A 12,203-nucleotide genomic window follows, 5' to 3' on the forward strand; every position below is an offset into this window, starting at 1 on the left:
TTTTCTAAAAATACTCAAAAAATAATGACATCAGGTATGAGAATTATGAAAATATTAATTTATCATTAGTGTAACGTTATTAAAAATGATAAAACAGCCAAGACCTCAAGATTTTGTCCAAAGAAGCAATTTGAGGGGATTTTCAGTGTTAATTTTTGACTGGAGTGTGATTTTTAGTGTAATAGGAATTAGTATTTGGGCCGATAGTTGGATAGTATATCTAATTTCAGTTTGGGTAATTGGAGCATTTCAATATGCAATTGGAGAATCTCTATTCCATGAAGCGTCACATGGAAATTTGTTTAAGACTAAAAAATTAAATGATTACTTGGAATGGCTTTATGCAATTCCATTTTTTGTAGACATGAATCAATACAGAAAAGAACACACAGACCATCATTATAAAATGAATACAAAAGATGATCATATAGTTAGAGACTATAACATTCATGGACTCAATAATCCTAAAAAGAATCTCTTTTGGATGTGGTTTGTAAAACCAGTTATCGGATATGCAGGTCTTTTTTATCTTAGATTTGCAATTCAGTTAAACCCTCTAAAGAGTTCCATAAAATTTGCAATATTTTGGATACCAGTGATTGCCATATGCTGGCATTTTGAAGTATTACACATACTAGCGATGTATTGGTTTGTTCCATTTTTGTGGTCATTTGCTAGTTTCTTTTATTGGGCAGAAATTTCAGAACACTATAACACAAAATCAGGCAGCAGATCAGACTTGGGGTTTTTGAAAAATTTGTTCCACCACAATGGTGGATACCACTACATACATCACAAGTATCCTACAATTCCATGGTACAAGTTACCTGAAGCTCACAAAGTATTTGCCCCATCAGACATAGACATTTCATATGGATTTGTAGACACATACAGACAAATGAAAAATAATCAACAGTAAATTTTCATCAACCTGAACAAATTAGCATCATAGCTAACCAGACCACATATAGGAAATTATCACATCTAAATTATGAAAGCATATCATTTTACCATATCAGATAATTTAATGGAAAATATCAAAAATTATCACAATCATTATTGTCAAACCAACAACACACGAGAGTTGAGGCAAACAATCACTATTTTGTTAAAATATGTTCTAGAAGATATCAAAGATATTCCATTAAAGGAAGTTATTTCAATTGAGGTATTCTTCAGAGATAAAGAATACATTTTAGAGGAATTTTTAGACATTACAACTATAACATTTCAAACAGACGACTATTTGAGACAATACGCATGAATTCTAGAAATTTTTAGAGCAAAATAGAGCAATAATTATTTTTCATTATCTAGTTATTTAACATAAGAAGGAAATGAATCATCAAGTAACACTTCATTTCTAGTATAGTCAACATCAACTGCAATTACAATTGGTTTGTCTTGTACTAGTTTTGCATCTTTTAGAGATTGTTCAAATTCCTGAGAAGATTTTACATGAAATCCCTTTGCACCAAAACTTTCTGCAATTTTAACAAAGTCAGGATTTCCAAATTCTGTAAATACACTTTTCCCAAATTCATGTTTTTGTTTGGTTGAAATTAGATTATAGTCATTATCAACCCATACAATTATGATAATAGGTAATTTCAGACGTACTGCAGTCTCTATCTCTTGAACATTCATCAAGAATCCTCCATCACCAGTCATTGCAACAATTGTTTTTTTTGGAAAAACTAGTTTTGCAGCAATTGTACCAGGAAGAGCAAATCCCATCGATGCAAATCCATTTGGGATTATGCATGTGTTTGGCTCAAATGTCTGATAAATTTTTGAAATCCACAATTTATGGGTTCCAACATCAGAAATTACAATGTCTTTATGATCAAGTGCTTCTCTAACATCAAGGATTAGTTTTTCAGGTTTTATTGGGTATGCGTCATCGTCTTTGAACATGTTTATTCTGTCAATTACTTCTGAGCGAACTTTTTGGAAAATTTCGGGAATTTCCTTTCTAGGAAACGAATCAAAAGAAGGATGTTGAGATTGCAATGTTTCAATCTCTTCTAAAATAGACTCCATAGCAGCGCCAATATCTGAATCAATTTCAACATCAGGTCGATAAAATGTGTAGACCTCAGAAGGTGTAAAATCAACATGAATTATTTTTTTATTTAGATCAGAATTCCACATCTTTGGGGAATATTCCACCAAATCATATCCCACAGATATTATTACATCAGCCTCCAATACTGCTTGCAAGGCATGATCTGCAGACTTTATACCAATAGTCTGAAGATGAGTTTCACAGTCATCAGGAATAACTCCTTTACCCATGAATGTGTTAATTGAGAAAATTTTTGTTTTCTCTACAAACTTTCTAATTTGTGTACTCTCATCTTCTCGAGCACATCCGTTTCCAACAATCAGAAGGGGTTTTTTTGCCTCTAGAATCATTTTTGCTGCTTTTTTTATTTGGTCTTGGTTTGCCTTTGGTCTGAAAATATTCTGAAACCCAATTGGAGGAATGTCTGACTCTCGTTTTGCTATATCTTGAGGAAGCTCAATGTGAGTGGCTCCGGGTTTTTCTGTGAGTGCAATCTTGAATGCCCTTCGTACAATTTCTGGAATGTTTTGAGGATTTCGTATAGACCAACTCCACTTGGTAATTGGTTCAAACATCTTTACGACATTGAGATTCTGATGAGACTCTTTATGCAAAAGATGAGAGTCAGTTTGTCCCGTAATTGCCAGTAATCTGGATCTATCCATGTTTGCATTTGCAACACCAGTTACAAGATTAGTGGCTCCAGGACCAAGGGTTGCCAAACATACACCAACACGTCCCGTCAACCTACCATAAACATCTGCCATGAATGCAGCACCCTGTTCATGTCTAGTGAGAATAAATTTGATTTTTGATTCTGAAAGTGACATCATAAGATCTGCATTTTCTTCACCAGGAATTCCAAAGATGTATTCAACACCCTCAGATTCCAGACATTTAACCAATAGATCAGATGCTTTCATGCCAGATCAAATTTTAGAAAGAATCTTCTTCTTTTTTTCTTGAAACTCTTTGTTAGTGATAATTCCTGCCTGGTTTAGGTGGCCTAGTTTTTCTAACAATTCCAGCTGGTCTGCAGTAGAAGAAGAAAGATTTTTGCTTGTGGCAATTCCTTTTTTATTCCTAATCGAGTTCCTTTTTTAATTTAGAGCCCAAAATCCCACTTTTTTTGAGAATGTTGTCACTGATTTTATGGCCTTTTTTCTGAGCCTGTGAAATAAATTCTTCAGATTTTTGTTTTGTGATGTCATCTATTGCAATACGCTTTCTTGCAAGTCTGGTCAAATCTTGAGTTTTCTTTTTGGCAAGATGGGTCTGAAATTTTATATCTTTTATGATTTCATCTTTTGTTTTTCTTTTGAAGCGTCTAGTATACTCTTCAATAAGCAATACAGGAAAAGGTGAAAATTCCACATCAAGATAATATTTGATAATGGTGTCATCAGGCAATGTTTTAAGATATTCTTTAATTGATTTTTCAGATTTAATATTCACATGTTAATTTCAAAACCAGTATTAAAAAACATTCATGTGTTCTATTAACCAATTAAGATACAAAGAAAACATAAAATTCAATCATTAAATAGAATCATGACCATATAATTACATGTCAATAAAAATCAAAAAAATTCTAGTTCCATATGATGCTACTCCCAGCAGTGAAAAAGCAGTAAAAAAGATATTACCTCTCATTGAAAAACATGATTCTAAAATTATATTTTTAACGTGTATTCATGACAAAGCAACATTTGGGTTTTTCAAAACAAAATCAGATAAAAGAGAAATTGAGCAGGAAAAAAAGAAAATGGAGCAATATCATGAACGCTTAAAAAAAGAAGCTGCAAAATTTGGGATTCCATCAAGTTCTAAAATTATCAAGAGCGACCTAGAATCAAGGTCAATCATAGAATATGCAAGGGATCAGAATGTAGACCTCATAGTAATGAGCAAATCAAAAATGGGAACTCATGCTGAAAAATTATACTATAACAGCACAGTTGATGCAGTCTTTAATAAAACTCCGTGTCCATTATTGTACATTCCATAAAAATTTTAGAGCATCATAATTTTTCGCAGGAACCGCCAATTTTTCGCCAGCTTTTTCCACCCTCACGTCTGCATTGGGTTTTTGTCACTTTTCTTGACAAGACACCCCTGCAATTTTTTTCAAGATAACAAGTGCCCAATGTCCTAGTGGTTTTTGTGCCATGATGTGGTTTTTTTGGAGTTTTTGCAGTGATTCTGCCCGTAGATAATGTGGGTTTTGCTTTTACAATACGCTTACGTTTTGAAATTAATGGTTTTTTGATTTTTGGGATTCTAGGTTTTCTAATTACAGGTTTACGGATTGACACATGTTTAGTTAGAAGATTTAGTATTAAACTAATTCTATAATCTACTGTTTTGGAGATTCATTATTTTCTAAAAGTTCCAGTATTTTTTCTGCAGTAACTACTCCAACAAGTTTTGAGTCTAGTGGTTCCATTACAGGTACGATACTAGCTGGATTTGAATTTAATTTTTGGATTGCAAAAAACAGCGGTTCTTGTGGAATTGCAGTTCGGAATTTTTTATGCATTACATTTTTCACAGCAGTTTTTCTTCGTAATTTTTTTTGCGCACGTTCAAGATCACGTTTTGAAACTAGTCCAACAAGGTTGTTTTCATCTAACACTACAAAAAATTCATTGTCATTATTTTTCAATGCATCATCAACAGAAATGTCAGGAGACAATGTTGGGTAATCCAACACCATTGCATTTTCAGCAGCATATTCAGATACTGCTCTTCTAAAATAGACAGGTACAAGAGCTAATTCTTGTGATCCTATCTTGACTGGAACTATTTTTTTCAATGTTCGTTGGAGTTCGACACTTGAAATTATCATGGTAATTAAAGTTCCAAAAACAAGTAAAGAGAACAAATTATTTTCTAATAATTCTGCATTTAACAAAGACAGCATCAGTGCCAAGTCAACGGCACCTTTTGACATTATTCCATATGCAACAGTACGGGCAGGTTTCATATGAGCTACTTTTGCAGCCAGATATGAGCCGATAAATTTGGCACCAACTATTATGGCTAAAAAGCCACCAATTACCCACAAAGGAAGTTCAAAGAAACTCAAGGTAAAGTGCAAACCAATTCCGGCAAAAAAGATTGGGATGAAAATCCCATAGCCAATAACATGGACACTTTTTGAGATCTCAGTATACTCTTTTTTGTTCATTCTAGAAACTGCAATTCCTAGCAATAGTGCACCAATTGCACCATGTATACCGCTGATTTCTGCAAAGTATGCCACAAGCAAAATGACTCCAATTACTACTGCAAAGTATACCTGTTGAGCTTGGAGATGTTTTCTGATAAATCTAAAAAAGTGCGGCAATGCAAATACAGACAATAATCCTGCCACAGCAAAGAATAGAATCATCTTTGCAAACAACCATGCAAAGTCTTCGATTTCAGGGTTCAGAGAAGAATCAACCTGAATTACAACACTGGTAAAAATAATGGCAATAAATTCGATAATTCCTGCCATCGTAAAAATTTCAAGGCCTATTTTTGAACGAAGTTTGCCCATATCCGTAAGGACCTTAGCAGTAACACCAAGACTCGAAGCACCTATCACACTAGCAATTGCAAGAGATTTTACAAAATCCATATCCATTGCCAAGAATCCAAAGACTCCTGCTGCAACAAACGGGATCAAAAATCCCAATGCAGAGCCTGCAAAAATTCTCCCTCTCAATACTTTGAATAGGGCAGTAAGATCAATTTCTTCAAGACCAATCAAAAAGAACAAAAAGAAGACACCTATTGAAACAAAAATTTCAATTTCATCAATTGGCTCTACAAGAAAAAACAACGCAGGTCCAACAATTATTCCTGCAAGAACATTTCCAATAATAGTTGGCTGATTAATTCGATGTAATGCCTCACCAAATATTTTTGCCGATAAAATCAATACAGCAATATACAAAATTGCCTCAAATGACATCTGTAAACAACTCTAAATGATTAGAAATAATGTATCTTATTTAGATATTTGAATTAAAACAAGCATGTCCAAACTTATTAAAGAAAAGAATATGTAAATTATTCATGGTAAGAGTGGATGAATGTTTCAAATGCGGGGCAAGAGAAAAAGATGCCAAATTGATTTTCAGAACAAATGAGCCAGTACTATGTGAAAACTGCTACAAAAAGTTAGAAAAATGATTATTTTTTATTGGTTTTAGACAGGTACGCCCTTTAGGAATTTAAGAGATATATCGTACTTTCTACAAATTAATAATTGTGCCAATAATCTCAGAAGTCATCAATGATAGAAAATTATGGGTAATTATTAGTTCTAGAAAAGATGGAGGTTCAGATGAATTAGAGGTAATTCGACCAATAATTGAAAAATTAAATGAGCAATGGTTTGAGAAAGGGGATTTTGTTTGGACAGGGAGATTTGATGATAAAAAAACAAGCATGGCTATTTTTGAGTCAACAGAAGACAAAGCTAAAAATTATTTTGAAGAGTATTCCAAAATTTGTGCAGATTCTCTTGATACGAAACTGTACCAATGGGATGCTCTTCCATTATTTACTATTTTAGAGCGAATTCAAGGGAAGATCTAAAAATAATTTAAAATTATTAGAAAAAAATGAGGTCATGCAATATTTGTAAAAATAGTATTTTTTATTGCGTAAACAAAGGTTATGAAAATAAGCTATTGTCATGACATGCCACATATAGACACATCAAGACGTTTTTGGATGGTTCCTGGAGATTGTTTTTGCCTTTTTCCAATAATGCTCAAAGAAATCCAGACACCAATCTTGAAAAGATGAGCTCTTACCATAAAACATATGTCGCAAATCAGGTTCGTCATTATTGGGAAAAACTATTGCAGCCTCTTTTTCGCTGACAATTAAGATAAATCCGGTGTTGTTTACCTCCTTTCGCAGAATTTTTCCATTTTGAATCAAATCATAATATCCAATTTTTTGCAAATGTCCATCTCTGTCAGAGTATTCTTCAAAATCACTACTGAAAATATGTCTATACTTTACGCCTTTTTTGACACGGCCAACCAAAACATCATCCAGTCCTGCAGGATATTCACTGGTGACATCGCATACAAATTCTGAAGCATTGTTTAAAATTTTCTTCCACGTGTCAATGACATTGGTGACCCCCCTAACATGAGTACACGTTTCAAGAACGCCTAATCTACGGCTAAATTTCTTGGGCAGAGAGTCAAGATCATGAGTTGAAAAATATTTTTGGTTCTTTGAAATAAAAAGTACCAAAGGCATCTGGCTAAGTACAAGTCTTCCAATAGAAGTTATACGGAAATGTTCATCTGTACCCTTTTTTACAAATCCTGATTTTGACAACCTATCCATATTTCTGTGAATTTCTTGAGGAGTTAGTTCCATTTTTTTAGCAAGTACTGAGAGTCGATAGGGTTTTGAAGACAGATTATCTAAAATTTTCAAACGTTGTTCGCTTGCCAGTTCTAAAAATTGTGATGCCACAATTTCGAACTTATCCATAGCAATTTTGTATGTTTAATGTGATATATTATCTTTAAACAAATGTTAAGGAAAATATTATTGAAATTCATGCCTGAGCTTAAATTCACAAAGATAGCTTAAGCGAACTTATGAGTTGAGATAATCAACATAATACATGCATGCAAAAGTTTCTTCAAAATTACTTGATGATACATGTAACATATTGTTAGCTAATAAAAAAATTCGATACATTGGTATTCTGGATAAAATGGGTAGTTTAGTATTTGAAAAACAAAAAGATGGAGTAGACCTGTCGCTGCCAGACAGCAAATCACGTTCTTTATACATAAAGTCGGTATTAGAAATTTTGTTAAAGAAAGACTTTGATGAACAAATGGGCCTTTTGAAATACAATGTCAGTCACAGATCAAAAATAGATGTGATAACTATTCCCATCTTCAACAACATCGTGATGATTACTTTGGAACCAAACGAAAATTGCGATTTAATTGCAAATAGCGCTATAATGATTTTTGAAAAAATATTTATGAAATAATTTTACGTGTTTTATTCAAAATCATGTAATAGTTATTTTAGGTAAATCATCTACGACAATACGTTTTCTTAATGCAACAAATCATCTAGTTTTCCTTTTTTGGCCATATCAAAAACAAAAGATTCTACTTTAGTTATGCCACATCTTGGAAATTTTTTTACATGCCGATTTTTTTCCACTATTATCTCATCATCTAGAACATAGACGTTGACTTTTGAATCAAACATTTTACGAAGTTACTAAAAGTGGGGCAGTACGCAGTGGAAGAATACTTCGAACATCATCCAAAGGCCTGATGCTAGAAATTACAAGACGAGATACATCCTCAGAAGGCATTTTCTCAGTTTTAACTATGCAATCAAATGCGCCATGTACAGGCACTGCTTCTTTGACTCCAGACAATTCCTGAAGCGTATTTGCCACATCTACATTCTTAGTAGGAGTGCATGAAATTAACAAATAAGTAAAATCCATCAAATAGATTAAGGTGCAATTACTATTATCATTTCATAAGCTGATTTGCTTAATTTCAATTAGATTGTTGATGACTGAATATAGCGCATGCAAGTGCAATTATCATATGGCAAAAATCGTGATTTGGAAGAATATGAAAGAAAGCGATTGGAGAAATGGAGAATTGGCAGAAAAAACTATTCTTGAAACAGAACTAAGGCATTGTTTAGCAGACAGCCACAAATCTCCAGTTACAGATGTCAATGCAGGAGAGATTATTTGCAGTGATTGTGGTATTGTACTAGAAGAGAGAGCAGTAGACAGGAATAACGATTCAAAAACTTTCACCAAAGAAGACTATTTGAATACGGCACGAAATGGCCCTCCAACAAAAATTTCCATATCAGACATGTCAAGTTCGTCTATCATATCCAAGAAAAATTTTGATGCAGTTGGAAAGAAAATGCATTCAAATAACATAAGACATTTTTCCAGAATGCGATTTTGGGATTCAAGAAGTAAAAGCAACAACAAAGAACAGAATCTAGTAAAAGCATTTACCGTTTTGGATGCATATTCAAACAAGCTAAACATGCCAGAAAATGCAAAAGAGCATGCAGCATACATCTATAGAAAAGCAGTAGACAAAAAGATCATCAGAGGCAATTCAATTCCATCCATGATGGCAGCATCAGTCTATGCATCATGCAAACAATTAGGAATTCCCAGAAGCGTTGACGAAATATCAAAAATCACAAACATCAACAGAAAAAAACTTTTAAGATCATACAAGAGACTAGTCAAAAAACTAGAGATCAAAGTAGACTCTACAGGAATAAATTATGTTTCCAAGATATCAAGTTCGTTATCAGTTAGTGAAAAGACTTCAAGATTAGCAAACAAGATTCTTCACGACGCAAAACAAGAAAAAATCCACGTAGGAAAAAACCCAATTGGGGTTACAGCAGCGTCAATCTATCTTTCTGCAATAAACCATGGAGAACATGTTCCAATAGCAAGAATTGCCAGGAAGACCAACATAAGCACAGTCACAATTCGTAAAATTATAAAGATGTTGAGGCCTTTTGCTGCAAAATACATCAAAAGCATAGACATCGGAGCATAAAAAAAATCATCATTGTTTTGATATGGAAATAAACTCCAACATTTCAAATAATGCCAAAGTAAACATTATTGTTTTTGCAATATTTGGATTTTTACTTGTTTCAGGAATAACTGTCATTAATTTTATGGGTATTTTTTCAGAAAACTGGTTTATTGGTTTAGGATTACTTTTGACAAGTATTGCAACTATTGCCGTATTCATAGTTATCAAATTAAAAAAATAAAAATGGTTTGAGTACAGATACTTTAATCATACAGAGATTTAGGTTCTAGCATAGAATTCAAAATATGTCTAGCCTTGTTTTCTTCCCAAATCAACTTGTATTTGATATCTAGTCTGTCTAGCTTGTTTGAATTGGTATTTGCATAGTCGTAACTTTTTGCATCTTCCAAGTCTGTAAACTCTTCAGTACATGCAGGACACAACTCTAGCAATTGGGCAATTGCATCATTTGCTTTGTCTGTTTTATAATTTCCAAACTCTGAATGCGTTCTTGTAAACACATCAGTGGCCTCATCCTGTACCCTTTCTTGCTTGATGTAGTCTTTGCTCCATGTTCCATATTGGAATGTCCATGTATCTCCAAACTCATCTACTGCTGTAGTCTTGCTTGTTTCAGTCAGGTGGTATATGTGCCCCTTGTTTATTCCGTCATATTCCTTTGGAGGGTTTAGAGATTCTCCTGCCACCTCGATTCCGTGATTGTAATAGTTTTGCCATGAGCTGCGTTTAGTGTCCCATACATCTGTTCCAACAATGTTAAAGTCCAATGGTGCTCTGAACATATGCTGGATTGACACCTTCAAGCACTCGTTAGTGGAGTGCTCCATGCATGATACCTTGCTTGTAGTGACTTTGATGTTATCTAGTGCATTTTCAGGATCAGTCACTGTAACTGTCTCTGTTCCATCAAAATCAATGTCTAGTTCAATCTTTGCCTTGCTTTGTGAGATTATCTCTCCTTCAGCCATGCCAAATGCAAACGTAAAGTGCCTGATGTTGTGCACCCCAGTATTTTCATAGATCTTAAACTCTGCAACGTTTGTCTTTCCAATATCAGCTGTGATTAGCGGGTATGGTGTGAAATACCTCTCAACGTCAACTGTGTATCCGTTGTATGAGAAGCCACCGGTCACCTGACGCTTTCCACTAGAGTCAATTCCTATTGTTGGTTCTTCACAGTCTCCACTGCAACCGCTGCCATTACCATCAGAATCACTTGATGATGAAGATGTGATAATACCAAAGTTACCAGTCAATGATACTGCAGTTGTGTTGGATCCCATGACAGTGTTGTCTGTGTTGTTATTCTGAATACCTATGTTGTTGGTAGATTTTGCAGCTACTGTGGAGGAGCCTATGGTCAAAGTACTGCCAGAACCAATATCTGTCATGTTGATGACCAGTTGTGTGTTAGATGTCCATTCCCCTACAAAATCCACTCCTGTTGCACTTAATGGGTCATCTGAGGCAAATGTGAAATTTCCAGTGATGGCAGAGTCTTGAACTATTTGAGCTGTTGCATTGCTAGCTTCACTTAGTGTGATAGTTATGGTGTCTCCATTACTGTACACGCCATCCAAATTGTCCGGATCATCGGCAACATATGCTGTGATGTATGGAGCTGCAAATGCACTTTGAGATAATAGCGGACTGAATCCAAGCAAAACCCCAAAGACTGCAATTAGTAATACTCTTGAAGTCATTAATCAGTATCGGTGCAATTATATTTTAAAACCAACTCCCTTTGATACTTTCTATAATGGGTATTGACAACACAACAAAATTATCTTTAGATTATTTTATAAAAAAATAAAGTTCATCTAGTTCAACACAAATTGAGAATATTATTTATGTTTTGAAATATTTCTAAAAAAGAATTGCAATTAATTTTGCAAATAAAAAACGGTAGGAATCAACTTAAAGTTAGTGGGTTAGCGTTAAACCATCAATCGTTTTTTCTTTTTCAATTGTTTTTGGAAGACGTATGGAAAAAGTCACGGGATCATTGTTTACAGATACAGTACCATGATGTTCGTTTACAATTTTAACAACACTGCGCAATCCCAATCCTGTTCCACGTTGTTTTGTAGTAAATAATGGTTCAAAGATCTTATCCATGTATCCTTCAGGTATAGGAGGTCCAGAGTTGGATATTGTCATTACTATCTCATCAGATTCTTCGCACACGTTGATCTTTATCCATCCAGAGTTATTTCCAATAGCCTGTTTAGCATTGTGCAAGATGTTAATAATGGCACTTTGAAGTTTGTATTTGTCAGCAGTTATGGTTATCATTGGACATTGTATGGTAAGTTGAATACTCTTTCCAAATGAGATATTTTTTGATGCATCATCCATAAAGGAATTTAGGTCAAATATCGAATAAGATGTTGGCTTATCTCTAAGATAACCCATAATGTCTTCTACTTGATGCGACATTCTTTCTATAGAATCTTCAAACAATGATATGTATTTCTCAGTACCAGGAATATTCTTCAGTTTTAAAATTTTTGTTGTCGTTTTTT

15 protein-coding genes are annotated in these 12,203 nt (G+C 34.0%); 6 read left to right on the forward strand and 9 right to left on the reverse strand.

The window, feature by feature from the left end; genetic code table 11:
* Positions 1 to 85 precede the first annotated feature (85 nt).
* Positions 86 to 919: a fatty acid desaturase family protein gene (locus NKOR_RS05830; RefSeq protein WP_014963439.1), complete on the forward strand. Its 834-nt coding sequence runs from the start codon at positions 86 to 88 to the stop codon at positions 917 to 919.
* A 72-nt stretch (positions 920 to 991) separates the two neighbouring features.
* A complete protein-coding gene (locus NKOR_RS05835; RefSeq protein ID WP_014963440.1) occupies positions 992 to 1,264 on the forward strand; it encodes a hypothetical protein in 273 nt (90 codons plus the stop codon).
* Between the two features lie 53 nt (positions 1,265 to 1,317).
* Here the strand turns inward: NKOR_RS05835 and NKOR_RS05840 are convergent, their stop codons facing one another.
* Positions 1,318 to 2,991, reverse strand: coding sequence for an acetolactate synthase large subunit (locus tag NKOR_RS05840; protein WP_014963441.1), 1,674 nt, complete (start codon positions 2,989 to 2,991; stop codon positions 1,318 to 1,320).
* A 160-nt stretch (positions 2,992 to 3,151) separates the two neighbouring features.
* The gene (locus NKOR_RS05850; RefSeq protein WP_014963442.1) at positions 3,152 to 3,523 is read right to left on the reverse strand and encodes a hypothetical protein; all 372 of its coding nucleotides are present in this window, start codon (positions 3,521 to 3,523) and stop codon (positions 3,152 to 3,154) included.
* A gap of 112 nt (positions 3,524 to 3,635) precedes the next feature.
* Between NKOR_RS05850 and NKOR_RS05855 the strand changes: the two genes are divergently transcribed.
* On the forward strand, positions 3,636 to 4,076 hold the full coding sequence (locus tag NKOR_RS05855) for a universal stress protein (protein ID WP_014963443.1): 441 nt from the start codon (positions 3,636 to 3,638) through the stop codon (positions 4,074 to 4,076).
* A gap of 13 nt (positions 4,077 to 4,089) precedes the next feature.
* Here the strand turns inward: NKOR_RS05855 and NKOR_RS05860 are convergent, their stop codons facing one another.
* The gene (locus NKOR_RS05860; protein WP_014963444.1) at positions 4,090 to 4,383 is read right to left on the reverse strand and encodes a hypothetical protein; all 294 of its coding nucleotides are present in this window, start codon (positions 4,381 to 4,383) and stop codon (positions 4,090 to 4,092) included.
* Positions 4,384 to 4,424: 41 nt separating this feature from the next.
* On the reverse strand, positions 4,425 to 6,029 hold the full coding sequence (locus tag NKOR_RS05865; protein WP_014963445.1) for a cation:proton antiporter domain-containing protein: 1,605 nt from the start codon (positions 6,027 to 6,029) through the stop codon (positions 4,425 to 4,427).
* 299 nt (positions 6,030 to 6,328) lie between these two features.
* On the opposite strand from NKOR_RS05865, the gene NKOR_RS05870 reads away from it, so the two are divergent.
* Positions 6,329 to 6,658, forward strand: a complete 330-nt coding sequence (locus NKOR_RS05870; protein WP_014963446.1) for a hypothetical protein — start codon at positions 6,329 to 6,331, stop codon at positions 6,656 to 6,658.
* A gap of 123 nt (positions 6,659 to 6,781) precedes the next feature.
* On the opposite strand, the gene NKOR_RS05875 is transcribed toward NKOR_RS05870, so the two are convergent.
* On the reverse strand, positions 6,782 to 7,579 hold the full coding sequence (locus NKOR_RS05875; RefSeq protein ID WP_014963447.1) for a helix-turn-helix transcriptional regulator: 798 nt from the start codon (positions 7,577 to 7,579) through the stop codon (positions 6,782 to 6,784).
* Between the two features lie 136 nt (positions 7,580 to 7,715).
* Here NKOR_RS05875 and NKOR_RS05880 point away from each other — a divergent pair, with 136 nt between their 5' ends.
* Entirely contained in the window at positions 7,716 to 8,096 is a 381-nt protein-coding gene (locus NKOR_RS05880; RefSeq protein WP_014963448.1) for a DUF6659 family protein, read from the forward strand.
* A 228-nt stretch (positions 8,097 to 8,324) separates the two neighbouring features.
* Here NKOR_RS05880 and NKOR_RS05885 read toward each other — a convergent pair whose 3' ends face one another.
* Entirely contained in the window at positions 8,325 to 8,570 is a 246-nt protein-coding gene (locus NKOR_RS05885; RefSeq protein WP_014963449.1) for a hypothetical protein, read from the reverse strand.
* Between the two features lie 70 nt (positions 8,571 to 8,640).
* On the opposite strand from NKOR_RS05885, the gene NKOR_RS05890 reads away from it, so the two are divergent.
* Positions 8,641 to 9,675: a transcription initiation factor IIB gene (locus NKOR_RS05890; RefSeq protein ID WP_232202929.1), complete on the forward strand. Its 1,035-nt coding sequence runs from the start codon at positions 8,641 to 8,643 to the stop codon at positions 9,673 to 9,675.
* A 9-nt stretch (positions 9,676 to 9,684) separates the two neighbouring features.
* Here the strand turns inward: NKOR_RS05890 and NKOR_RS05895 are convergent, their stop codons facing one another.
* The 3 genes from NKOR_RS05895 to NKOR_RS05905 form a co-directional block, all read right to left on the reverse strand.
* Positions 9,685 to 9,876, reverse strand: a complete 192-nt coding sequence (locus tag NKOR_RS05895) for a hypothetical protein (RefSeq protein ID WP_014963451.1) — start codon at positions 9,874 to 9,876, stop codon at positions 9,685 to 9,687.
* A 44-nt stretch (positions 9,877 to 9,920) separates the two neighbouring features.
* Positions 9,921 to 11,381 (reverse strand): hypothetical protein, encoded by a 1,461-nt coding sequence (locus tag NKOR_RS05900; protein WP_014963452.1) that lies wholly within the window; start codon positions 11,379 to 11,381, stop codon positions 9,921 to 9,923.
* Between the two features lie 220 nt (positions 11,382 to 11,601).
* The gene (locus NKOR_RS05905) at positions 11,602 to 12,117 is read right to left on the reverse strand and encodes a sensor histidine kinase (protein WP_148679356.1); all 516 of its coding nucleotides are present in this window, start codon (positions 12,115 to 12,117) and stop codon (positions 11,602 to 11,604) included.
* Positions 12,118 to 12,203: the final 86 nt, after the last annotated feature.

It is taken from the genome of Candidatus Nitrosopumilus koreensis AR1, from assembly GCF_000299365.1.
In the GTDB taxonomy this organism is placed as follows: domain Archaea; phylum Thermoproteota; class Nitrososphaeria; order Nitrososphaerales; family Nitrosopumilaceae; genus Nitrosopumilus; species Nitrosopumilus koreensis.